This is a genomic window from Bacteroidia bacterium (assembly GCA_016218155.1).
GTDB lineage: Bacteria > Bacteroidota > Bacteroidia > Bacteroidales > GWA2-32-17 > GWA2-32-17.
This window is the reverse complement of the sequence record JACREQ010000030.1, coordinates 58215-83174: the sequence shown is the minus strand read 5'-3', so window position 1 is coordinate 83174 and position 24960 is coordinate 58215. Positions and strand designations below refer to the sequence as shown.

General features: G+C 30.1%; 20 protein-coding genes and 1 riboswitch. Of the genes, 8 read left to right on the top strand and 12 right to left on the bottom strand.

The annotated features are described in order from the left end of the window. The 3 genes from HY951_04385 to HY951_04375 all read right to left on the bottom strand — a co-directional run. Positions 1 to 1503 (bottom strand): tetratricopeptide repeat protein (locus tag HY951_04385; protein MBI5539272.1); only part of this gene is annotated, 1503 nt, incomplete at its 3' end. Positions 1504 to 1640: 137 nt separating this feature from the next. Next, the gene (locus HY951_04380; GenBank protein ID MBI5539271.1) at positions 1641 to 3389 is read right to left on the bottom strand and encodes a two pore domain potassium channel family protein; all 1749 of its coding nucleotides are present in this window, start codon (positions 3387 to 3389) and stop codon (positions 1641 to 1643) included. A 113-nt stretch (positions 3390 to 3502) separates the two neighbouring features. Beyond that, a complete protein-coding gene (locus HY951_04375; protein ID MBI5539270.1) occupies positions 3503 to 6310 on the bottom strand; it encodes a PD-(D/E)XK nuclease family protein in 2808 nt (935 codons plus the stop codon). A gap of 183 nt (positions 6311 to 6493) precedes the next feature. Between HY951_04375 and HY951_04370 the strand changes: the two genes are divergently transcribed. The 5 genes from HY951_04370 to HY951_04350 all read left to right on the top strand — a co-directional run bounded on the left by HY951_04370 (position 6494) and on the right by HY951_04350 (position 11483). Beyond that, positions 6494 to 8641: a S46 family peptidase gene (locus HY951_04370; protein MBI5539269.1), complete on the top strand. Its 2148-nt coding sequence runs from the start codon at positions 6494 to 6496 to the stop codon at positions 8639 to 8641. Between the two features lie 128 nt (positions 8642 to 8769). Next, positions 8770 to 9213, top strand: a complete 444-nt coding sequence (locus tag HY951_04365) for a DUF4019 domain-containing protein (protein MBI5539268.1) — start codon at positions 8770 to 8772, stop codon at positions 9211 to 9213. A 145-nt stretch (positions 9214 to 9358) separates the two neighbouring features. Further along, on the top strand, positions 9359 to 9979 hold the full coding sequence (locus HY951_04360) for a YdcF family protein (protein MBI5539267.1): 621 nt from the start codon (positions 9359 to 9361) through the stop codon (positions 9977 to 9979). A gap of 181 nt (positions 9980 to 10160) precedes the next feature. After that, on the top strand, positions 10161 to 10919 hold the full coding sequence (locus HY951_04355) for a hypothetical protein (GenBank protein ID MBI5539266.1): 759 nt from the start codon (positions 10161 to 10163) through the stop codon (positions 10917 to 10919). A gap of 222 nt (positions 10920 to 11141) precedes the next feature. After that, on the top strand, positions 11142 to 11483 hold the full coding sequence (locus HY951_04350) for a DHCW motif cupin fold protein (GenBank protein ID MBI5539265.1): 342 nt from the start codon (positions 11142 to 11144) through the stop codon (positions 11481 to 11483). Positions 11484 to 11957: 474 nt separating this feature from the next. Here the strand turns inward: HY951_04350 and HY951_04345 are convergent, their stop codons facing one another. From HY951_04345 to folP, 8 genes are all read right to left on the bottom strand, one after another. Then, entirely contained in the window at positions 11958 to 13127 is a 1170-nt protein-coding gene (locus HY951_04345) for a hypothetical protein (GenBank protein ID MBI5539264.1), read from the bottom strand. A gap of 4 nt (positions 13128 to 13131) precedes the next feature. Continuing rightward, positions 13132 to 15066, bottom strand: coding sequence for a TonB-dependent receptor (locus HY951_04340; GenBank protein MBI5539263.1), 1935 nt, complete (start codon positions 15064 to 15066; stop codon positions 13132 to 13134). Next, positions 15066 to 16025: a T9SS type A sorting domain-containing protein gene (locus HY951_04335; protein MBI5539262.1), complete on the bottom strand. Its 960-nt coding sequence runs from the start codon at positions 16023 to 16025 to the stop codon at positions 15066 to 15068. The genes HY951_04340 and HY951_04335 overlap by 1 nt, the downstream gene beginning before the upstream one ends. Continuing rightward, entirely contained in the window at positions 16025 to 17002 is a 978-nt protein-coding gene (locus tag HY951_04330; GenBank protein MBI5539261.1) for a DUF4465 domain-containing protein, read from the bottom strand. The genes HY951_04335 and HY951_04330 overlap by 1 nt, the downstream gene beginning before the upstream one ends. A gap of 109 nt (positions 17003 to 17111) precedes the next feature. Continuing rightward, positions 17112 to 17306: riboswitch (cobalamin riboswitch) on the bottom strand. A 63-nt stretch (positions 17307 to 17369) separates the two neighbouring features. Next, on the bottom strand, positions 17370 to 19187 hold the full coding sequence (locus tag HY951_04325) for a M6 family metalloprotease domain-containing protein (GenBank protein MBI5539260.1): 1818 nt from the start codon (positions 19185 to 19187) through the stop codon (positions 17370 to 17372). A gap of 4 nt (positions 19188 to 19191) precedes the next feature. Then, complete coding sequence (locus HY951_04320; GenBank protein ID MBI5539259.1) at positions 19192 to 20052, bottom strand: TIGR01777 family protein; 861 nt, start codon at positions 20050 to 20052, stop codon at positions 19192 to 19194. Further along, positions 20053 to 20835 carry a TIGR00159 family protein gene (locus tag HY951_04315; protein MBI5539258.1) on the bottom strand — a complete coding sequence of 261 codons (783 nt, stop codon included), beginning with the start codon at positions 20833 to 20835 and terminating at the stop codon, positions 20053 to 20055. Between the two features lie 138 nt (positions 20836 to 20973). Beyond that, positions 20974 to 21753, bottom strand: coding sequence for a dihydropteroate synthase (folP, locus tag HY951_04310; GenBank protein MBI5539257.1), 780 nt, complete (start codon positions 21751 to 21753; stop codon positions 20974 to 20976). Positions 21754 to 21880: 127 nt separating this feature from the next. Here folP and tmk point away from each other — a divergent pair, with 127 nt between their 5' ends. The 3 genes from tmk to HY951_04295 all read left to right on the top strand — a co-directional run bounded on the left by tmk (position 21881) and on the right by HY951_04295 (position 24561). Then, entirely contained in the window at positions 21881 to 22570 is a 690-nt protein-coding gene (gene tmk / locus HY951_04305; GenBank protein MBI5539256.1) for a dTMP kinase, read from the top strand. Between the two features lie 82 nt (positions 22571 to 22652). Continuing rightward, positions 22653 to 23801 carry a DoxX family protein gene (locus HY951_04300; protein ID MBI5539255.1) on the top strand — a complete coding sequence of 383 codons (1149 nt, stop codon included), beginning with the start codon at positions 22653 to 22655 and terminating at the stop codon, positions 23799 to 23801. A 1-nt stretch (position 23802) separates the two neighbouring features. After that, entirely contained in the window at positions 23803 to 24561 is a 759-nt protein-coding gene (locus tag HY951_04295) for a triose-phosphate isomerase (GenBank protein ID MBI5539254.1), read from the top strand. A gap of 5 nt (positions 24562 to 24566) precedes the next feature. On the opposite strand, the gene HY951_04290 is transcribed toward HY951_04295, so the two are convergent. Next, positions 24567 to 24947 (bottom strand): hypothetical protein, encoded by a 381-nt coding sequence (locus HY951_04290; GenBank protein ID MBI5539253.1) that lies wholly within the window; start codon positions 24945 to 24947, stop codon positions 24567 to 24569. Positions 24948 to 24960 lie beyond the last annotated feature (13 nt).

Below are 24960 nucleotides of genomic sequence, written 5' to 3'. Positions count from 1 at the left end.
TTTATGAATTTCTTCAATATGTACCTTTTGTTCTGTTACAAGATCTCTTTGTGCCTCTATCTCGTCACGCTGGGCTTCTATTTCATCGCGCTGTGTTCTTATTTCTTCATTTTGTTGATTTAGTTGCAAATTCTTTTCATCAACTTCTAGTTTTTGTAATTCAATCGTTTTTTTCTGTTTCCGTGTAATTCGTAACGATCTATAAATAAATCCGGCAAAAATAATTACTAATAATAAACCTATAACAACGAACATAATTATTATTCTTTGTTTTCTACTTCTCTCTTCCGCTATTAATTTTTGATTCTCTATTTCTTTTTTATGTTCTGCCTTAGCTACTGCCTCTTTCTTTTCAAATTCATAAGTCATCTGTGTCTGAACAGTCTTTTTACGGGTTTCTTCATTATCCAAACTATCACGATAAAGGATATATAATTTATGATTTTCGTATGCTCCTTTATAATCTGCCATTGAACTATCAAGTGACGATAAACAATAATAAACAATTCTTAAATTCTCAATATAACCTATTTCGTTTGATAACTCTTTAGCCTTTATTAGGTAAATCTTAGCTTCATTATATCTTTGTAGTCTTGTGTAAGCATCACCAATATTGACATAAGAACTGGCAATACTTACTTTATCATTCATTTTTTCAGCGATTTTTAATGAAGCAAAATAATTTTTTAATGCTTCTTCATAATTTTTCTGATCAAAACAAACACCTCCCAGATTATTATAGGTACTGCTAATTCCATTATAATCCTCAATCTCCTCGGATATCTTAAGAGATAAATAATAGTTTTTTAAAGCTTCAGTATATTTATTTTGATAAAAATAAATTAATCCAATATGATTATATACATAAGCAATACTTCTTTTATCACCCAATTCTTTTTTTATTTTCAGACAAGCATAATAATTTTTTAATGCTTCAGAAAAATTTTTCTGTTTTCTATATATGATCCCTATATTATTGTAACAATTAGAAATTGCGTCCTTATCTTTTATCTCTTCGCTAAGCTTTAAACTTGCAATATATGTTTTAAGTGCTTCAGGATATTTACCCTGATTAGAATAAATATTACCTATATCATTATACGAGATAGCCATTCCATACTTATCTCCCATAGATTCACATACTTTAAGGGAAGCAGTATAACATTCTATGGCTTCAGGGTAATTGCAATCATCTTCGGCATAATAACCCAAATAGATGTATGCATCGGCAAGACCATTTTTAAAATTATTTTTTTTAGATAATGCAAGTGAATTATTCAAACATTCTTTTGCTTTTAACCTATCAATAAATTCATATTCTAAAAACAGTTTATTATACACTTTAACTTTAAGTGTATCTTCTTTGGTATTTTTAATAATATTAAGTAGTGAATCAATAACTGTATTTTGCTTATCAACAGTTTTATAATTCTGTGATAAACAAATAGATTTAGAAGAAAAAATAATTATTGAAAATAAAATCAGATGTGTAAATTTTTGCATCCGTATCGCCTACTAAAATTTTAATTCCTAATACGGTAATATCATAAATTTGTTAGGCATTAATTCCATTAGTTTTCATTTTTTATAAATAAAACTTTAATTTCAATAAACAGAATTAATTCTATAAGAAATTTTAATTATCTCAAAACTTTTCTGGCAAATGCTACAGTAAAATATGACATCATAAAAACACCAATAAAGCCTTCAACTCCCGCAACAAATCGCAGAATACCTAAAGGTGAGCAATCACCATAGCCTATGGTTAAATATGTTATAGCGCTAAAATAAGCCGTATCAGTAAATCTTGTCCATAAATCAGCATCAGCAGCAATACAGTTAATATTAGTATCCATAATAAATGGAAGTCCGAATTGTATTAATACCAAAGCCATATATGTAAACACAACACTTACCAACACTCTCATCGGAGAAGTTGCATACAAACCCATTTTATCAAAAACCCACAATTTGAACCAATATGCAGGATAATGCCAAATAAGTGCAGATTTATTATTTTCTGTTCCGTCTCTTAAAATTGCTAAAGACTCATTTCTTTTAAACTCAATGTAGGCAAGATCTTCATCATCATATCGTCCGGTTGCATTAAAATTCTGTTTTAAAGTTCTGAATTGCTCTGCCTTCATCCAATGTGAAGTTTTATCCTGTGCATAAATTGCTTTTTTAATATGATTTGCACGCCAGTCAATATATATTCTTCCCAGTAAACGCATACCAGTCATCGAAAGAACTTTAATTTTGACTTCAAAATCATGTGGAGTAAGGTCAATAATATCTCTAACAACAGTGTCATTTAAATCAAGCAAACTGGCTTCAGAAACTCTTAAATCGAAATAATTATTTAGCTGACATGACTTAAGTGATAGTGTATGAAAACCTGAATTATAAAAAGAAACTACTCCTTTTCCAAATAAAGCCTTTTCAAACGAAACATCAGTTTTTAAATATTGTGAATTCTGAAAACTAAAATCACCATCACCCAGATTTGCATTTTTAAATGTAAGTTTTCCTCCCTGCATCTCTGATTCATCAAATGTAACATCACCATTATTAAATTCGGCTCTGTTAAAATTAATTTTTCCTGAACCAAATTCTACAGTTCTGAAATCTACTCTTCCTGTTCCAAATTCGGCCCTTTCAAAACTAATATCTCCTTCGGCAAAAGTTGCATAATGAAAATCAATTTTACCATTGCCAAAAATTGCAACTTTAAAGGAAACTTCACCATTACCAAAATTTGAATTTATAAATGAAATGTCACCATTGCCAAATGAAGTATTTGCAAACAAAACATCACCATTGCCAAAATATGCATATTGAAAATCCTTAAAGCCAGTTCCTATTACAGCATTCTTAAAATTTAAGCCATCATGACCAAAATTAACATTGCTGAAATTAAGATTTCCATTACTAAAAATACAGGAATTAAAATTTACTTTTCCTGCTTCAAAAACAGATGATGCAAAATTAACTCCACCATGAATAAAAGCTGTGTTTTGAAATGTTACCGACTTTTCGCTAAAAGAAGCAAAAGAAAAATCAGTTACTTCAACAGCATCAAATATTGCATTTTTAGCTCTGAATGAATTTATAACAACTAAATCCTCAGGTCCTAAATCATGCATTTTTCTATATTTCGAAAGTGAGAATTCTTCTACATAACAATTGTCAAGATTTACAGGTTCGCCAAGTTTTATTTTATCATAAATCCTATTTACATCAATATAACCTAGTTCTATATAAAATAATTCTTTCTTGTTTTTATCGAAAAAAGAAATTGCAGCAGTATGAGTGCATGAATTGCCATCAGGTGTTACATATTCTAAATCGCGAATCTTTACTTTGTATGATGAAAAATCTGATATCATATTACAAACTTAATGAATTTTCAAAAATACACAAATTCAATTCAAAAATTAATATATTGTTATTGATGATAAAAATAAAAAAATGCCAATAAAATTTAGCCTACAAAACATAATTATCTGCGACAAATTTGTTTAAAGTCACAAAACTCACAAGATTTTGGGTTCACTGTTTGTGTAAAAGGCTCTGATTTACTAAAAATCCTTACTAATATTTTCTTCAGCTCTGTTTCAAAATCATTTTTAACATCAAAAATATTATCAATTTCAGCATTGGCTACTTTTAAGCTTACACTGTCTTTTAACAATGGTTTTCTTACAGAAAGAATTTCAGGTTTAACTTTTTCATTTTCTAAAAATGAAAGCGAATAAATAATTACCTGACGTATAGCAGAAAAGTTTTTATTTCCTGTTTCGGTAAATATCTCTTCGAATGATCCGGATTTGATTTCTACATTTCCTGTTTTAAAATCCTGAACTATAATTTGTCCTTCTTTTTCAATACATCTGTCAATAAATCCTGCAATTGTAACTGTTTTAATATTTCCTTCAAGTTCAATACTAATAGGGTATTTAACAGTTTTTTCAAATCCAATTACATTAAACGGAGTTAGTTTTTTATCATATTCAAGTAAACGTATAAGGTATTTTTTTAGAATTTGATAATTAACCAGATAAAGCCCAGTTAATGTCCCTGTAGATTTGCCATTTGATAAAATTTCATCAAATGCTTCAGTTAAATACTTATCAAGTATTTCATTCTTTTTTAAATCAATTATAACATTTTCAGTAATAAGCTTATCTACACTATTTTCATAAATTAACTCTATTGCTTTATGAAATATTGAACCAAATAACATTCCGTCAACACCCTCAGTAAGCTCCTCAATTTGCTTCATTTCGGCAATGTAACGGAAATAAAATTTTAACGGACATGAAACAAAAGTGCTAATTGAAGTAGGTGAAAGTGTTTTTTCATTATTCAAATATTTATTTAGCTTTAAATTAATACTTTCACTTCTTTCAATAATAATATCTTTTTTTGTAAAAACACCAGGTTTATCTGAAACAAAATATTCTAATGTATTAATCTTATCGCTGAATCTTAGCTGATGAATAAACCTGCTTGCTTCGCCCCTTCCACCTTCGGGTTGTTTTGTACAATATACCAGATTTACATTTTCGGAACGTTGCAAAAAGTGATAAAAATGATAAGCAAAAATTGCATCCTGATGTTCAAGAGTTAAAAGTCCGAATCCTTTTCTAAGATTATATGGAATTAGCGACATTGCAGCTGAACCAACAGGTAATGTTCCTTCGTTAACAGAGAGCAGAATAATATTTTTAAAGTCAAGTAATCGAGTTTCAAGAATACCCATTATTTGCAAACCTGCTAATGGCTCACCTTTGAATGCAACACTGACATTAGCCAGAGTCTGTTTATATATTTTTACAAAAGTATCGTGCTTGGCTATTTCAATATTATATTTGTTAAGAAGTTCACCCAAATTAATAGTTTCGCGATAAACAGAATATAAAACCTGTTTCTCTATTCGCTGACGATGGTTTTCTGAATCAAAACCAGATTTAAGAATTTCGGTTATAACATTACACAGATATTCGCAATAATTAACGCATTTTTCTTCATTAAAAAATATTTTTGATATTAATCCTTCTCCTGTAAGCAATTCCTGTTTTACAAATAATCTTTTATTTTCTATTAATTCTTCTTTTATTTTACTAACCCAACTATTATCCTTTACAAACGAGTGATTAAGAATCTCTATTATATCATGAAATTTAAAAACAATTCCTTCTTTTGTTTTCTTTTTATTTCTTTGTAGTTCCAATAATAAATTAACAAATTGTAAAGAAGATGTTTGCTTAACAGGAAATGCCATTGTTACATTCAATTTCTCTACTTCTTTAGGTAATGAATAAAGCACAGGAAGTAACATAGATTCATCTGATAATACCAAAGCAGTATTTTCATATTCGTTGTTCGAATACTTTAAAATTTCCGGTAATATTTTAGACTGCCCTGTTTGTGTGGGAGAAGCAAAAATGCGAATTATTTTCTCTGTTGTTATTCCGGTTTCAAATTGAAAGTTTTTTGGAGGAGAAAAATTTTCAATCATTTTTCTTATAAAAAATCCTGCCTCATGTTCTTTATCATTAAAATAGAAACTATCAAAATCCCAGAAGAATTGGGTATTTCCAAGCTTTTTTAAATATTGTAATAACTGCTGCTCTGCTCTTGATAATGCATTAAAACCAACTACAAATATTTTATTATAAGTTATTGCCGAGCCATCAGAATTAATCAGCTGATCTGTAATATTTCTGTATATTTTCCCATCATAACCAATCTTTTCTTCGTCAAGTTTTAAGTTAAATTCTTTATAAACTGCATAGAGCCTTTCCCACAAGACCAAAAACTTATCTTTACCATCTGATTTTACGCTAAAATCAATAGTTCCCCAGAATTGTTGAATTGCCTTTATTTGCTCTTCTGTCCAATCAATAAAAGTACTTTCAATAAGTTTTAAGTCAGAAAGATTTGTATACAATTTCTCAGCATCAGCAAGCTCTTTGTCGATATCATTAAAATCTGATAATATTACCTGTCCCCAGAAATAAAATTCGTCAAAGTTCTCAGACACTCCTGTTTTACTGCAAAAAACCTCATACAGCTTATAAATTAGCTGAAGCTGGTCTGCAGGTTGTATATCAGAAATTTCACCAATAAATTCATTTAATGTTGTAATTTTTGGTAGCCAGCAATTTTTTGTTGTTTTTGACGAAAGTTGTTTTTGAAAAAAAACACCTGCTCTTCTGCTCGGAAAAATTACACAACTTTTAGAAAATTCGTTTTGATAATTTTCAAGTAAATAATCGGCAAAAGATTCTAGAAAAGGTTTCAATCAAATAAATTTTAATAATTATATCAATGCTAAAGGTAAGAAAATTCAACAAATTCGGAATTACTAAAATAAATTTCGAACATATTAACTAATATCAATACATCAATATTACGAATTGATTAAAAATAAAATCTTAATTCAATAAATGCTTACCTTTACAGTTCTGTAAAAATTTCAATGATTATGATACGCAAATTATCGCTTATTCTGGTGCTGTTAATTTCATGGACTTTTTCCTTTGCCGATGAAGGAATGTGGCTACTTACCATGATAAATAAAAAATATGATGACATAAAGAAAGCCGGACTTAAACTTTCTGCTGAAGACATTTATAATATCAATCACGCCAGCTTAAAAGATGCAATCATTCAGTTTGGTAATGGTTGTACCGGAGAAATAGTTTCAAAACAAGGTTTAATTTTAACCAACCATCACTGCGGATATAGCGCTATTCAGGCACACAGCACTGTAGAACATGATTATTTATCAGATGGATTCTGGGCAATGAATCTTAAAGACGAGCTTTCAAACCCCGGGTTAACCGCAAAATTTTTAATCAGCATAGAAGATGTTACTGCAAAAGTAAATGCCGAATTAAATGATAAAATGACTGAATCTGAAAGAGCAGATAAAATTAAAGCTATTTCAAAAAAGTTAGAAAAAGAGGCGACTACCGGAACCGGATATGTAGCAAATATTAGAAGTTTTTTTGGAGGAAATGATTTTTATTTACTTAAATATGAAATTTATAAAGACGTAAGATTAGTTGGTGCTCCCCCATCATCAATTGGGAAATTTGGCGGCGATACAGATAACTGGATGTGGCCTCGCCATACCTGCGATTTTTCAGTTTTCAGAGTTTATATGTCACCGGATGGAAAACCTGCAGAATATTCTGATAAAAATATTCCTTATGTGCCAAAACATTCACTTCCGGTTTCTATTGCCGGTGTACAGGAAGGCGATTTTACAATGATAATGGGTTATCCGGGTCGCACAAGTCGTTATCTTTCTTCATGGGGAGTGTCTGAAGCAATGAATGTTACAAATCCTGCAGTTGTTAAAATACGTGATAAAAAACTTGCAATATTGCGCGAAGACATGAACAAAAGCTCTGAGATAAGAATTAAGTATGCTGCAAAATATGCTCAGACTGCAAATTACTGGAAATACTTTATTGGTCAGACAAAAGGCTTAATTCGTCTTGATGTTTTAGGTACTAAGAAAGGAATCGAGAAAAAATTTGATACGTGGGTAAATCAATCCCAGGAACGCAAAGATAAATACGGACAGGTTCTTGCTAACATCGAGAAAAACTATACAGAGTTAAAAGATTTCAATTTACTAAGAACATATATGAATGAAGCAGGAATGCGGGGTGTTGATGCTATTTCATTTGCAAGTAGATTTATTCCACTTTATAAAATTTTAGAAAAAGACACGGTTAGAATTGAAGAAAAAAATAAAATTATTTCTGATCTTATTGAGCAAACGCTCAGCTTTTACAAAGATTATAATTTAGAAACAGATAAAAAACTTTTCTCGGCATTGCTTAAAATGTATTATCAGGATATTCATGTAGATTACCACCCATCAATATTTAAAGAAGTAAAAAAATATTACAAAGAAGATTTTAACAAATTTACAAATAATGCATATACAACCTCAATTTTCTCAAATCGCGAATCTGTTTTGGCATTTCTGCAAGAACCTACATATAAAAAGATTGACAAAGATTTAATTTTCGAAACAATGTACTCAATATCCGGTGGATATAGAAAATTCAGTTCACAATATGAACAACAACAAACAGAACTTGAAAAAGCAAATAGATTATTTATTCAGGGTTTACGTGAAATGGAAACCGATAAAGTTTTTTATCCTGACGCAAATTCTACTATGAGATTAACCTATGGCAAAGCACTTACATACTCACCAGGCGATGCCGTAGAATACGATTTATATACAACTCTGGACGGTGTTATGCAAAAAGAAGATCCTACAGTTAGAGAATTCACCGTTCCATCTAGGTTGAAAGAACTTTGGAAAAATAAAGATTATGGAAGATATGGCGAAAACGGTTTGATGAAAACCTGTTTCCTAAGTAATACAGATATTACAGGTGGCAATAGCGGAAGTCCGGTATTAAACTCACAAGGTGAGCTTATAGGTATTGCATTTGACGGCAACTGGGAAGCTATGAGTGGTGACATTGCCTTTGAACCTGCATTACAACGCACCATTTCTGTTGATATCCGTTATGTGCTATTTATTATTGATAAATTTGCAGGTGCTAAAAACCTTGTTGACGAAATGATGATTGTGAAATAACAATTTGCAATTAATAAATGAAATATTATAACATTATTAATACAAATTAGCCAGTATTTGCTGAATTTGTATGAGAGTATTATATATACAAGTTAGCGAGCATTGATAAAAAAAATAAACAATACATTATGAAAACGGCAGTATTCTTTTTATTATGCACAATTTTATCAGGTTGTACTTGTTCTCGAATGAATGACACGAGCGATAAAATGGGTGTTGAAAAAATAGCAGATGAATTTTACAGTAATTTACAATTTAAAAATTATAAAAATATTTATCCAAGCTTTTCAAACTCGTTTTGGAAGGTTATGGACACAACAAAATTTAGACAATCACTTGAAGAATCAACAGAAAAACTAGGTGCTTTACTTGAGTATAATCTTGTTGACTGGCAAACATATGTTTTACTTGGTTCGACAAAAACTGTTGGAGATTACACTTTGGTTTACAAAAACAAATATGAGAAATTAGAGACAACTGAAACATTGACTTTAAAATATGAGGACGATGGTCAAATAAGAATTGTTGGGTACAACGTTTTACTTGACCAACTTAATATCAACGCTCGCTAACACACGGTAAAATTTAGCAGGCTGCTATGGACAACTTGACAATTATAACATTTAATAAATTACTTAGCAGTTTGACCCCGAAGGGGCAAGCACAACTGCAAGCAATTGCTTGTCGTTACGTAGCTTCAAACGTTAGTGATATATTATGAAAAGATATCGTAGATATATTTTATTGTTTGTAATTTTAACGATATGGGCAAATTTGACCATTGTTAATAGAAGCAAAGACTTCATTACTGACAATGTAAATATTTTAAAACCTAAAAATGTAGGATTGTTATTAGGTACTAGCAAACTCTTGAGTAATGGATCACCAAATGACTTTTTCTTTAATAGAATTGATGCTACAGTTGAATTGTATAAATCAAATAAAATCAAATTTATAATAATAAGTGGCGACAATAGTAAAAAAGATTATAACGAGCCACTTGATATGAAAAATGAACTTGTAAAAAGAGGAATACCCGAAGATAAAATATTTCTTGACTATGCTGGTTTTAGAACATTAGACTCTGTAATTAGAGCGAAAGAAATATTTGGACAAAATTCATTTATAATAATTTCCCAGAAATTCCATAACGAACGAGCAGTATATTTGGCTAGGCGAAATGGTATTGACGCTTATGGTTACAATGCAAAAGAAGTTGAAGCATATAAAGGTTTTAAGACTAAGCTCAGAGAATATTTTGCTCGTGACAAAGTTTTTATTGATATTCTATTCGGTACAAAACCAAAATTTCTAGGTGAAAAAATCATAATTCAATAACAATTAATACAGCACATAACACCTATACGAAAACAACAAGCAGTTATGGACAAGTTGACAATTAAAACATTAAATAAATTACTTAGCAGTTTGACCCCGAAGGGGCAAGCACAACTGCAAGCAAATGCTCGTCGTTCCATAGATTCAATCTTTCAACCATAATTAAAAAAATAAATCAGCTATGAAAACAATTAATATTATTCTGTTTTCGCTCTTTTTGACACAGTTGACGAATGCATATGCACAGGAATTTACAAATATAGTTTTAAAAAGTTGCGACACGACAATAATTTCCGGTTACACAAAACGTTATAAAAGCTTTGACAATTATAACTTTACAGTTAATAATATTCCATTAAGCATTTATGATAATAGTTATAAGATACCTATAAGTGAATCAAAATTAGACACAATTACTATTAAAATAACAAAGCAAGACACTGTTTTTGTAGACCTTGTTTATACAAAGTTTAAAGCAAATAAACAATATGTTATTAGTTGTAATCGAAAAACCGGATATGCAATTTATGATATAGACAATAAGGATTATGACGATTTTAACAAAAAAGATTCCTTATATAATTTTGTGCGTTTCAATTTTAAAAACATACCAAGACACAGAATAACTATTGGCGGATTTATTTCGACTTATTTATTTTGTTCTGAATTTAATAAAAATAATAAACCGACTCATTATTTCAGAGATTTTTATGACTTCCCGTTTAACCCTGCAGCTTATAATATTACATTTCGATCAAAAAGATTATTTAAAATCGACAATTGGATTCTAAAAAAATCGGTTAGTATTCAATACTTGCATTCAGAAAAATACACAATTGAATATGACCTTAAAACAAATCAGGTTAATGTAACATTGGATGGTTATTTTGACAAAACAAAGGATGTTGTAATTGACGGAACATATATTTTAATAAAATAAAGTTGCTAATATCTATACTAAATACAAACTAACAAACTGATTAATTTTTGATTATAAATAACAATATGCAAATGGATTTAATATTAAAACCATCAACTAAATTCGTGGATTTAAGTTTAAAGTAGTTCATGAAGACATTAACCACAGATTTGAGACACAAATCACAGATTTAGAAAATAATTAATAACAATATATAGATTAATAACTAAAATAATATTTTAAATGAGTAATATACCATTTCAAACAATAGATTGGAACAAAGTTCAAAAAATTGAATATACCGGTGAGACAGGGACATCATTTTGGCAGACTATGCAATATGATGGACTTAGGGTACGTATTGTAGAATATTCAGCTGGCTATTTAGCCGACCATTGGTGCCATAAAGGACACATTGTTCATTGCCTGGAAGGAGAATTTGTAAGTGAACTTGAAAATGGTGAAGAGTTTTCATTAAGTCAAGGGATGACCTATATTGTTTCAGATAATTTAAGTTCACATCGTTCAGTTTCAAAAAACGGTGTAAAACTTTTAATTATTAACGGTGATTTTTTGAAGATTTGATTCTTTGCACTCGCTCGCATCTTGCGAGTGATATTGCCACTCAGAGTCTTCTTCGAAAGACTCTGAGGAGAATGGAGTGTTTCGTGAAGACACGAACCACAGGTTTGGTGGAATGCAGTCAGGTCTTTCGACCTGACTGCTTTCGAAAAACCACGATGTCATTCTGTCCGCCGCGGACAATGTCATTGATTTAAGCTAAAACTCCCCGTAGTTCTCGATTGAACTCTCCGCCGCGGCGAACTAGCATTCTAGCTTGTTCCTCAGCCGCTCTGCTGCTGAGGAACAATTTCTATTTGCAACTTCGAGTAGCAAAGCGTATCGAGAAGTAAGCAAATGACTTAACAAAGTTACATTTTCTTAAGTCAATCACATTGACCGCGGCAGAGTAGTGAAATACTTTTCTTACCGAAGGTAATCTAAATACTAGAATAGATTCTTCATTACGTTACACTTCATTCAGAATGACAAATAACCTCAATAAGTTAAATCATAAATCTCAATCCAGCCAGGGTTAACACCTGTAATAAAAGATTTTTTCAACTGCCCGTTTTTAGAATAAACAAAAACTTCACCATTAGCTACATAATTTTTAGCATCGGCAACAATTAGTTCATTAGAATGACTAACAGCCAGACTATAAAAGTTTTTTCCAGCAGAAATTAATATGGGATTAGTTGGTAAATTGTTATCGCTAATCGACATTTGATAAACATTGTTATTAATAAAATATAAGCTATCTCCTGCTTCGTTTATACATAAATGCGTAGGCGAAGACTGAATCTGAGGAAATGTAAAATGTTTTAATTCACTTAAATTAGAACCATTAAGACACCATAGAGTAGGATTTTCTTCACCATAAGTACTTCCATTAAAACAACCGTCACAAAGCACCCATAGATTTCCGTTAATGTCATTAACAATACTGTTTGGTTGTTTGCCTACCATAGCAGAATCAAGTTTCACACCGGTCAATGCATCTAACAAATACACCATATTGCCATATGACCAGCATGTAACATATATTTTACCAGATGCCAAAATCATTTTCTCGGTTGAATGCCCAATATTTATATAACCGGAAATCGAATTATCTGACAAATTAATTTTTGCTATTCTTGAATCGTATAAATCTGACACATAAGCTAAAGTATCATTAACAATAACTATTTGTCTTGGTGAATTTAATCCGGTAATTTTACCGACATATTTTAAATCGGTTGCATTAACAATGTAAATTAAACCTGAATTATTAACAACAATGTAACATTTGTTATTTCGTACAGTCATCGAAAAAGCAACATCACCAAGAGGTACAGAATTAGCTTCGTAAAAGATATCAGAATAAAACATGTCGTTTATTTCATCATAAAACGAGAGCGACGAATTTCCCCATGTGTAATTTCCTTCATTTACAACAAAGAAACCCTTTTTATTAATGCTTACAGGCACAGGTTTTTCTTCTTTGTTACGACAAGATGTAAATAAAAAAACAAATAGTATAACAAATAAAAATATGAGTCCATGTTGAGTCATGAACTTGTTAAAGGATCGAAACATGTGTAAAGAGTTGTGTGCATATCCTTCAAGAGCCTCAGGATGACTGTGAGTAGTGAATATTGAATATTTAAATCTTTTAATTTTCATTCAACTATATTTTAATACTAATTACTATCGATGCATTACGCCCGGGCATAGGTCTCCATTGCACAAGCTGGTATTTTTCATTAAATAAATTATTCAATCTAATTTCTGTATTAAGAGTAAATTTTTTAAATTTAATCAAATATGATGTTGAGATATTAGTTAGAAATAATGGATTTAAATCGTGATTGTAAAACGAAGTAGTTTTTTTATCAGTAAATATTTCTTCAGCATTAAAGCTTACATTTTTATAATTAAGATTAAATGCAGCATTTGCAGTATGCTTGGGTAAATACGGCAATTGTTCGGTAATATAATCGGCATCATTTGCATTAGCAATATTATATGTATAAGCTGTAATCAAAATTATTTTAATATTGTTAAAATTCCGAGCTAAACTGGATTTAAACTGAATTCCCTTAGAAACCATATTCCTTATATTTTGTGGCATCCAATAACCATACTGCGAGGGTTGCCATAAAATCCAACTATTTATGTTGGTATAAAAAAATCCTATTTCTGACTTTATTTCATTACCCGTTTTATTTTTTCCAAATTTACTATTATACTCAAAAGTTATATCGCTCTGCAAGCCTTTCTCCGGCTTAAGGTCAGGATTACCACCAGGAACAAAATAAAGATCATTAAAAGTTGGAAAATTAACATTGTGCGATAATGAACTTTTAAATTGAAATACTTTTGAAAGCTTAGCAGAAATAAATAAGGCAGGAATAATAACTGGTTTATAATCCCCATGCTTTTTCACTCTTGATAAAACAGACATATTTAACCATTTATAAGGCGACAATTCAATATCAGCCATTCCGTCAATAACATTTTGCAATACATTATAACCCTGACTATATTTTTCTTCAAATATTTTTGCATTTTGAAGAGAGTAGTTAGCAGAAGCATTTATTTTAATCTCATCAGTTAAACAATAACGAGCACCTATAACAGTGTAATACTGGGTTTCGTTACTATGTGAGTTTATAAAACTAACAATATTATTACCAGAATATTGATTTAAAACATAGTTAAGATTAGTATAACTGAAACCCTGTTTAATAAAATATCTCAAACAATTATGCTGATAATTCCATGAAGCCAGTATTCTTGTTGACTTGTCGCCCTGTGTTTCCTCATGTTTTGAAGACATTACATTTGTCATAATAACAGGAATTTCTCTATGAGCAGAACTAAGCCATAATTTTAAAGAAAATTCATTGAAACCTTTCTTATAAAAAAGCTCTTCTTTTAAATTTATTCTCTCAAATTCTGCATTATGTTGAGTCATTTCCTCTTTTGGCAAAATAGCAATATTATCATACTTAAAATTATTATCTGACCTATGAAATGAAAAAGCAGTATTTGACTTCACATTATTTTTAACTAAAGAAAAAGCTAAATATGAATTAATCAATCCAAAACTTCCAACCTCCTGTTTAAATTCTGCACCTTGTTTTATATTTTCAAAAGTTGGTGAATTTAAACTTACTATACCTCCCAAAGCACCAGAGCCAGTTGTTAAGCTATTTGCACCATACAAAATATTAATTTTATCTGTAGCACAAATTGGAATTAACGAAAAATCAACCTGCCCGTTCATACTTGAGTTGACAGGCATTCCATTCCAATCAAATTTTGTATGAGAAGCATCTGTACCACGAAAAGAAACTGTAGCGAGGCTTCCGTCGCCTGAATGCTTTACAGTTAAACCAGGTTCAAAATTTAAAACATCACCAAGGTTTGCATTTATGCTTCGCATAATTCGTAAAGAATCAACTTCAGTTCGTTTAATTACGGAAAATAATGGAAACCTGTCTTTAATTTCAACTTCATTTAATTTAATAGTATCTAATTGACAGAAAGAGGAAATCGAAATTAATGCAGTTAAAAAAAATAGCAGAATTCGTTTTAATATGTTAAGTTTTAAACGCATTACATTTTAACAATTTTTGCTATGCCTGATTTATTTCCAATACTAACTTTTAAAAAGTAAATTCCGTTTTCTACAATATCAGTTGAAACTGAAATATAATTACAAAATGATGCAGTGTATAATATTTTCCCTGTTATGTCAACTATTTCATAAAATCCACATCCATTAATATCAGCATTTACTTTCTCGGTAAATGGATTTGGATAAACAGTTATATTTTCTATCTCAATATCATTAACATTTTGTGGTCTTTCATTTATAACACCTATTGCATCAAGATCAAAGCCACTAGTAAAGAATGGAGTTGGAAAAGGATCATTAATTTTATTTCCCTGAGAATCAAAAGAAGTATAAGAACCGTTAATACTACCAACAACATCAATAATTTTAACAAATGATACAGAATCTATATTTAGATATGGCTTTCCTGATAATTCTTGTAAATCGAAAGGTGTACCATATAATGCAGAATATTTTCCTGCCAGGTTATTAATCTTTGTTGGTTCCAATAATCCAAAAGTAGTAACCTGAACGTCAGTCTGAGTAAGTGAAGCAGCATTAAACCTATACCAATGAATACTATCACTGCTAACTTCTACAAAGGCAAGTTCAAGAAAATTTCCATCAAATGAATTTTCAAAAACTGCAAAATCAAAACCATTACCATTTGTTATAGCAGGAAAAAATGAAGTAACAGCAACACCGCTATCACCAAGACTTATAGTAAAATTATCAGCTTTTCCAATTGCATCAACTTCTATTCCGCCAGTAGTAATACTATCATGAGAAACAGAAATATCAACAAAACCACGTTGAACAATGCAAGATTTTGCCCAACTTACAAAAATACTACTATCCTTATATATTGCTGTACTGCCGGTTAATCCTGCAGCAGGAGGATATTGTGAAAAAGCTGATTCTACAATAAAAACAAATAATATAAATAAAATAACTCTCATTATTTTTTCAGTATTTTATGAGTTACTTCGTTACCATCAACATTCAATTTCAATAAATATAAACCTGAATTAAGATTTGAGATATCAAAAGATTTTGATTTCGAATTTAACTCATAAACCAGCTGCCCTGCAATATCAAAAACCTTTACAGCATTAAATTCTTTAGTTGAAAAAACTTTATCAGTTACAGGGTTTGGATGTATATTTAATTTTGATTCAGACTCATCTGTAATATTTGTTATGAAAGTACAATTTAAATTATCGAAACAGAAATATGCAGGAGTATTCATGCCATATGCTCCTGTATCAGAAGAAGAAAGCAAAAAATCTATTTTTGTAACCTGTCCTAATTGTGATAAATCAACCTCAGTCCATTCATTAGTTATATAATCCTGAGTATTGTTAGAAAAACGATAATCTGCCAAATAAAAATTAACAGTATCTGTTACAGTAGCTCCATTATAACCTATTATATCCAGGCGAAACCAATCTGCATCATCACCTGAAACTCCTCCAAATTTTTTACAGAACATATCACCATTTTTAATTGTTAATGCAGTATAAGTAGAATTAGTAATCCAAAAGGAATGTGGAATAGCAGGAGTTGCAAAACCTACTTCAGTTGCCATCACATCAAAAGTCGTGTAATTCAATGCATTATAAGACAATGCAAAAACGCTTGAACCTACAATTTGCTGTCCGGCAAACGTACTATACATATTAGAAAAATCCTGTAAAGTATCATTAACTTTATTAGAATATGCAAAGCCATCCCAGGCGGTAAATCCACCACCATAATCAATAAAATTATTAGGAAAATGTGCGTACGGTCCCGAATTAAACCATCCATTTAAATCTGAACCATTCCAGAAAGAATCGGGCTGTAAGGTCAGGTCTTCAAAATTAACAACCTGAGAATTAGACTCATAGAAAATGTTGCAAAAGATGCATGCACAGAAAACGATTTTTTTTAACATAATAAAAAAGTTTTAAAGTTAATAAACTGTTAACTTCAAAACTTCGGCAAACATTGATTTGGAAAGAAAATCTTGCATTTCTCTTCCCAAGCCTTTATCCCGAAAGCTTTGAAAAATAATGGTCTTAGGCAGGTCTTCTGGCTTGCTCCCTTTTCGATGAGCCTTCCCATTCAATATTGAACAGTGGCGTTGGTTTCCGAAAAGTGGTATGGAGCTTACAGCAGCGGGAACTGCTCACGATTTTAACGTGATTCCCTTGCAATTTTTTCAACTGAAAAAATTTACCCTTAACCGAGACAAAAATAAAACATAATTATGAATCTCAAAATATAATATATCAGTTTTTGTGAACAAATATAAAAGCAAGTTAATATTTAATTAACTTACTATTATACTGCATATTATCACTTAATACAAGAACCTGATAAATTCCTTTTGTTAATGAACTGACATTAATTTTGTTAATTCCGTTATTAATAATATTGTCTTCAAAAACACAATCTCCTACAGAATTAATTATTCTCACTTTTACGTTCTTTATATCCATAGGAATATCAACAATTAAATGGTCAGTTACCGGATTTGGGAAACATTTTATTTCTGAATTTAATTTGTCGATTTCAATATTATTTGGACAATTATAACAAAATGAAATAGTATTACCAATTGCAGTAATATTTGTTATAGTAATTCCTCCATCAGTATTATCGGATAACAAACAGGCCGGATTAGTTGAGTTTGAAAATGCAATTCTACCAGAATTTAAGCTAAATGCAGCACTATCAATTTTCCCTGTTGTAGTATCAATACCATCTGGTCGGTATACATAAACTTCATCAGGATTATTTGGATAATCACTATTTCCCATGTACTGAGCAGACATATTAATTCTGTATATAAGTAATCCTTGTCCATGCAAGGATGATTCAAAAGCCCCTTCCTTTTTTCTGTATTCAAACATAAATATTTCATTTGGATTTGTAGGAGAAACAATCTGATAACTATTATTTGTTTGAGATGTACTTGGATTTAATGTATATGTACCGGGAGTTGTTATTTCAGGAATCTCAGTTATCCATCCTGCATACAAATATTTCATATATATTAACATTGATTGAGACGGATTAGAGGATCTATCCATTAAATCCCAATAACCAACAGCTCTGAAATTTCTATAATCTAAACTGTAATGATATAAATCTGGTGCACCAAGTGTATGAAACATTTCGTGACATAAAACTCCAACTCCCCTTGTTGGCAAAAAGAAAAATTCCTGTAACTGAAAATTATAATCATATACCTGTAATCCGTTTATATAAGCTGTTTCATTATACAATGCCCAGCGATGAGGCCATAATAGCTCAGCCCAACCCCCTACATTACCTTTAATAATAAAGCAAACATTATCCACATAACCATCACTATTGTAATCTAAATTAATTGATGTAGGAATCTCTGAACTTACATAATCTACAGCATTTTTAAGTAATAAATGTTCGCGGAAACCTCTATCTGAGTCATCAATATATCCATCTGGATTTAATGTTGCATCATATGGCTGATAATAACTACGTGCATATATATCCTGATATGAAAGTACAGTATTAGTTGTTTGAGGATATAATGTCGAATTTATAGCAAGCTGGTCATATGACATTTCCTTAAAATAATGACTCATAGAATTTGCAGTTGTTACCTGACTGTTAAACATACTATCATAAACATTTATTTGTTCGGTAAATTCTGTTTCATCTGAAAATCGAATAAATATCACAACATTATTAATTGTCTGCAAAGATTTAAGTGATTTAACATTGTGCAGTTTTGATTTAGATTTTAATTCAGAATTAAATGCTTTTCTTTTAAGCTCAATTTTTTCAAAAGAAATATTTAAACCTTTAGGAATGTTTAGCAATACAGGGTTTACTTTACCAACTACAAAATCAGAAGCTACTAATTCATCATTTATTTTTATTGCATAAACATAGTATCCGGTTTTTGAATTTTGAATAATTGTGTAATTATTTGAATCATGTAACCAATTATGAAATTCATCACCTGTTGCAAAACAATTTAGTATTGTACCATCAGGTTGTTTTAGGATTACAGGAACATTTTCGAGATATGCAGCAAATATCTTAACAAAGAATAAGCTTACAACAATTAATAATAGAATCTTTTTCATGAATTTATTTTTTTAATTCTTCGGTTAATGCATCAAAAAGTACAGGAAACTGAAATTTATAACCATGCTCCATTAAATTGAAAGGTATTGCAGCTTGTCCTCCTGTTAAAACAATTGCTCCCTCTTTGTATAATAAACTAAAAAAGAATTTCGGAAGATGAAAAAAAGCAGGTTTGCGAACAATTCGTGCAATTTGTTTGATCAAATCATAATTAGTTAATCTCTCAGGAGAAGTTAAATTATATACACCTGTTGGTAATTTTTTGCTTAAAGCAAAATCAATAACATTAAGAATGTCTTTAATATGAATAAAACTAAAATATTGTTTTCCATTACCAATTTTACCACCTAGTCCCATTTTAAATAAAGGAATCAGTTTCTTTAACATCCCACCATTTCTACCTAACACAATACCCAATCTTAAAATAAAAACCTGAGTACCAAAATCCATTGCACTATTTGCAACATGTTCCCAATCTCTTACTACTTTAGAAAGATAGTTAAATGCCAAATGGTGGCTCTGTTCATCATGAACATGAATGTCATCATATATCCCGATTGCAGAAGCATTAATTAATATCAGTGGTCTTGTTTTACATAATCCAATGGCCTCAACTATTTTTTTTGTAGTAAATATTCTGCTGGTATAAATTTCACGCTTATACTTTCTTGTCCATCTTTTATTAATTGTTGCACCTGCAAGATTTATAACAGCATAAGCTCCTTCAATTTTTAAAGCTATATCTTCGGCTGACCCTAATAAATCTTTTCTTGTAATAGAACTAACATCATAACCATTATCTATTAGATAATTTACAAGATTTGATCCTACAAATCCAGTTGCTCCTGTTATAAATATTTTCATTTAGAAGTTAAATTCCTTTTCAAGAATTGTTGTGAGTTGTTGAGTTGTTATATCGTAAGTTAATTCACCATTAATAGCATAAGATATAGATCCGGTTTCTTCAGATACTACAATAATAAAAGAATCTGTAGCCTCTGTCATACCAAGCGCTGCACGATGACGTGTTCCAAAATGCGGAGGTAAATCTATTCTATCCGAAATCGGTAAAATACAACGCGCTGATTGAATTTTGTTATTAAAAATAATTACTGCACCATCATGAAGCGGACTTTCTTTAGAAAAAATAGATTCAAGAATACGGCTGGAAATTTTTGCATCAAGTACATCTCCAATATGCGAATAATTATCAAGACTCATCTTCTTTGCAATTACTATAAGTGATCCGGTTTTTTTCTTAGACATATTATCAATTGCAACCATAATCGACTTAATATTAAGCATAGGTTGTGGTTTAAACTTTAAACTAAAAAGTCGTGTAAATCGCAATTTATAATTTTCAGTAAAATATTTTGATCCAATTAATAATAAAAACCGTCTTACTTCCTGTTGAAATACAATAATTAATGCAATAGCCCCTACTCCCATTACCTGCCCTAAAATAGAGCTAAGCATCTGCATTTTTAATGCTTTAACAATAATCCAAACAATATAAATTAGAGCAATTCCAACAAAAATATTTATTGCAACAGAACCTTTAATTAACATGTAAACTTTGTACAGTAAAAAAGCTACAAGTACTATGTCCAGAATATCAAAAAATGTAATATTTATAAATGCAGGAATCAAATTTATTTAGGATTTTCGATTTAGGAATTTCGATTTAAGATTAAAATGATTTATTATTTTTGGTTTTAAAATTAACTTTAGACTCTTTAAGTATTTAAACGCTTTCAACTTTTTCTTGGTAAAATTAAGAAAAAATCAGCAATTTTTGTAAAGTTCAACAATTTTTAATGCTTCAACTGCTTGTTTTACATCGTGAACTCTTAGAATATCAGCACCATTAATTAATGCTAAAGTATTCACTATTGAAGTTCCATTTAATGCATCATCAGCAGAACATTGGAGCAGTTTGTAAATCATAGATTTTCTTGACACTCCTACAACAATAGGTAATTCAAATATTTTAAATGCTGTAAGTTCTTTTAATAATTTATAATTATGTTCAATTGTCTTTCCAAAACCAAAACCAGGATCAATAAGAACATCATTAACACCAAGTTGCTTTAATTCATTTAATATTTCTGAAAAATTTGAAATTATTTCCGGAGTAATTTTAGAATAAACTGGATTGTGTTGCATGTTTTCGGGTGTTCCCTGCATGTGCATTATAATGTAAGGAATCTTTAACCCGGAAATTACGGTAAACATTTTATTATCAAATTTACCGGCTGAAATATCGTTAATCATTCCAAATCCATATTCTTCTACAGCCATTTTTGCAACATTTGACCTATAAGTATCTAATGAGAACCATGTATCTGGAAACATTTTTTGTAAAATAGAAAATGCAGGTTTTAATCTTTTAATTTCTTCTTCAGAATTTATTTGTATTGAATCAGGTCTTGTAGAAACAGCACCAACATCAATTATAGTTGCTCCATCTAAAATCATTTTCTCAACAGCTGAAACTATTTCCATTTCAGAAGAAAATTTTCCACCATCATAAAAAGAATCGGGAGTAACATTTAAAATACCCATTACAATAGGCTTTTCCATTACAAAAATTTCATCCCGAAATCGTATTGATTTCTTTTTATTAAAAAATGTATCTTTACACATGTTCAATTAAAAATTTCTCAAAGTTAGTTAATCGTCTTTATTATTTATGAAATTTATTGTATTAGAAGGTTTGGATGGTGCTGGAAAGTCAACACAGGTTTCACTTTTAACAGAATATTTGAATAAGCAGAATATTCAGACAAAGTTTCTGCATTTTCCAAGAACAGAATCTCCATATTTTGGAGAAATGATTGCACGTTTTTTACGTGGCGATTTTGGTGAAATAGACAATGTAAACCCATACATTGTTGCAATGCTATATGCTGGTGACAGAAAAGATGCTTCAGCAGAAATTATTTCATGGTTAAAAGAGGATTTTGTTGTTATTGCCGACAGATATGTGTTTTCGAACATTGCATACCAATGTGCAAAACTAAAATCACAAGAAGAAAAAGACAAATTAAGAAACTGGATAATTGACTTCGAATTTGAATATTACTGCTTACCAAAGCCCGATTTAAATTTATTTTTGGACGTTCCATTCGTTTTTACAAAAAACAAACTCACACAATCCAGAACAGGTAATGAAAGAGATTATTTAAACGGGAATAGCGATATTCATGAGAAAAATCTAGATTTTCAGGAGCAGGTAAGAAGTGAATATCTTCATTTATGTAAAATTGAAAATAATTTTAAAAGAATTGATTGTAGTGACAGTAATCAAAATATGTGTAACCCCGAAGATATTTTCAATAAAATCAAAACCGAATTAGAAAAACATCTTAAAAAAGTTTAAAATGTTTTATAATACTACCTTATAAAATACTGTTATTTTATAAAATGATTAATTTTATACGCTTAATGTAAAATATTAAACAATGAAAATTTTAAGACTTATTTGCAGGGTACTTGTTGGAGCAGTATTTATGTTTTCTGGCTTTATTAAAGCAGTTGATCCACTTGGTTCTACTTATAAATTCAAAGAATATTTTGAAGCTTTAGGAATGGAATGGCTTGCTCCATATGCATTTGCATTTTCAGTAATAATGATTGGCGCAGAATTTATTATTGGATTTTGTTTATTCTTTGGTTTTAAACTGAGACTTTCAACCTGGGGAGCATTATTATTAATGCTATTCTTCCTTCCATTAACTTTATGGCTAGCAATTTCTAACAAAGTATCAGATTGTGGTTGTTTTGGAGATGCTATTAAACTTTCGAACTGGCAAACATTCTACAAGAATGTAATAATAATGATCCCGGTATTAGTATTATTTATTCAACAAAAAAGATTTAAACCATATTTATCATGCGACAAACAATGGTTATTTGCTGGTGTCGGAGCTTTAATAATTTCTGGTATTATGTGGTATTCATATGCACATCTTCCATTAATTGATTTTTTACCTTATAAAGTTGGAACAAACTTAGTTGAAAAAATGAAAGTTCCGGACAATATGCCGAAAGATGTATACGAACAGTTTATTACTGTAAAAGACACTACATTAAATAAGACTATAGAAATAACAGTTGACACATATTCAAATGATTCTACTTACTGGGGAACCGGAACAAAGTACAAATATGTAAGCATTTCTGAACCAAAACTAGTAAAAAAAGGCTACGAAACACCAATTCATGACTTTTCAATTAATAAACCTGATGGCACTAATATACTTGATTCTGTTTTAGAAATTGACAATTATACATTTATTCTGGTATTGAAAAAAGTAGAAGAAGCAAATATTTCTAACATTGAACAAATAAATATTCTTGCAAACTGGGCAAAATCTAAAAACTTATTATTTTTAGGGCTAACATCATCTTTAGAACAAGAAATTAATTCATTTATTAATTCTTCTAAAACAACTTTTGAATATTATACTTGTGATGAAACAACTTTAAAAACTATGATCAGAGCTAATCCTGGCGTAATAGTTTTAAAGAAAGGAATTATTGTTGCTAAATGGCACAGTAATGACATTCCTAGTCCAGAAGATTTTGAAAAAGAATTTTTAACAAAGTAACATGAGAAAAAATATTGCTGCAGGTAACTGGAAAATGAATACTAACTTAAGTGATGGTATTAATCTAGCAAAAGAACTTAATGAATTTTTACTAAATTTTAATTTAGGAAATAACAAAGTTATAATAGCTCCTCCATTCACTCATCTTGCATCAATATTAAAAGAGGTTGACAGCAATAATATTTCTGTTTCTTCACAAAATTGTGCTGCTTGGGAAAAAGGTGCCTACACAGGCGAAGTTTCTGCTGAAATGCTAAACTCAATTGGCGCACAATATGTTATTATTGGTCACTCTGAAAGACGTCAGTATTTTAATGAAGATAACAACACACTTTTAACAAAAGTTAAACTATGTTTAAAAAATTCACTCTTACCTATATATTGTTGTGGTGAATTGTTACAGGAACGGGAATCAGAGAACCAATTTAATGTTGTAAAAAAACAGTTAGAAGAAGGTTTATTTGAGCTAAATTCAGAAGAATTTTGCAAAATAATTATTGCATATGAACCAGTATGGGCAATAGGTACAGGCAAAACAGCCTCTCCTGCTCAGGCTCAGGAAATGCATGCTTTTATTCGCAAATTAATTACTGAGAAATACAGTGTAACAATTGCCAATGAAATTTCAATTTTATATGGTGGTAGTTGTAATGCTGCAAATGCAAAAGAACTGTTCTCACAAACAGATGTTGATGGTGGACTTGTTGGTGGTGCTTCTTTAAAAGCTAATGAGTTTATTGAAATAATAAAAGCTCTTTAGTTTATTTACCAGGTTCCTCCCGGGGAAAACAAAAAGTCTATTGGATTATCAATATCGTACAACCATTGATAACCTTTAGTTTCTTTTTTACAAAATGGTTCTAATAATAACACCATTTTTTCAAATCCTGCATGAGTCATATCGCAGAAGAAATTAACCTTATCATCTGATGTTATCCCTAAGTCTTCTTCAAATAAACGAAGTGTTAAATTACAATTTCGTAGTTCGATAAAAGAAATATCTGACAAACTTAATTGCTCGTTGTTTTTAATTATTTCAAGTTGAATTTTTTTCTTGAATTTTATTGCCTCAGACATATTAAAATCATAAAGACGAACAACATTTTCACCGTATTCATTAATGTTTTCGATATAGTCTAGTGTCATTATATAAATAAGA

Excerpts from the sequence above, each read along its gene's own strand:
- HY951_04370 (MBI5539269.1), top strand. The coding sequence starts at position 6,494 with ATGATACGCAAATTATCGCTTATTCTGGTGCTGTTAATTTCATGGACT.
- HY951_04320 (MBI5539259.1), bottom strand. The coding sequence starts at position 20,052 with ATGAAAATATTTATAACAGGAGCAACTGGATTTGTAGGATCAAATCTT.
- HY951_04335 (MBI5539262.1), bottom strand. The coding sequence starts at position 16,025 with ATGAGAGTTATTTTATTTATATTATTTGTTTTTATTGTAGAATCAGCT.
- HY951_04350 (MBI5539265.1), top strand. The coding sequence starts at position 11,142 with ATGAGTAATATACCATTTCAAACAATAGATTGGAACAAAGTTCAAAAA.
- HY951_04380 (MBI5539271.1), bottom strand. The coding sequence starts at position 3,389 with ATGATATCAGATTTTTCATCATACAAAGTAAAGATTCGCGATTTAGAA.
- HY951_04355 (MBI5539266.1), top strand. The coding sequence starts at position 10,161 with ATGAAAACAATTAATATTATTCTGTTTTCGCTCTTTTTGACACAGTTG.
- folP (MBI5539257.1), bottom strand. The coding sequence starts at position 21,753 with ATGGGTATTTTAAATGTTACTCCCGATTCTTTTTATGATGGTGGAAAA.
- HY951_04330 (MBI5539261.1), bottom strand. The coding sequence starts at position 17,002 with ATGTTAAAAAAAATCGTTTTCTGTGCATGCATCTTTTGCAACATTTTC.
- HY951_04340 (MBI5539263.1), bottom strand. The coding sequence starts at position 15,066 with ATGCGTTTAAAACTTAACATATTAAAACGAATTCTGCTATTTTTTTTA.
- HY951_04300 (MBI5539255.1), top strand. The coding sequence starts at position 22,653 with ATGAAAATTTTAAGACTTATTTGCAGGGTACTTGTTGGAGCAGTATTT.
- HY951_04365 (MBI5539268.1), top strand. The coding sequence starts at position 8,770 with ATGAAAACGGCAGTATTCTTTTTATTATGCACAATTTTATCAGGTTGT.
- HY951_04360 (MBI5539267.1), top strand. The coding sequence starts at position 9,359 with ATGAAAAGATATCGTAGATATATTTTATTGTTTGTAATTTTAACGATA.
- HY951_04325 (MBI5539260.1), bottom strand. The coding sequence starts at position 19,187 with ATGAAAAAGATTCTATTATTAATTGTTGTAAGCTTATTCTTTGTTAAG.
- tmk (MBI5539256.1), top strand. The coding sequence starts at position 21,881 with ATGAAATTTATTGTATTAGAAGGTTTGGATGGTGCTGGAAAGTCAACA.
- HY951_04295 (MBI5539254.1), top strand. The coding sequence starts at position 23,803 with ATGAGAAAAAATATTGCTGCAGGTAACTGGAAAATGAATACTAACTTA.
- HY951_04290 (MBI5539253.1), bottom strand. The coding sequence starts at position 24,947 with ATGACACTAGACTATATCGAAAACATTAATGAATACGGTGAAAATGTT.
- HY951_04345 (MBI5539264.1), bottom strand. The coding sequence starts at position 13,127 with ATGAAAATTAAAAGATTTAAATATTCAATATTCACTACTCACAGTCAT.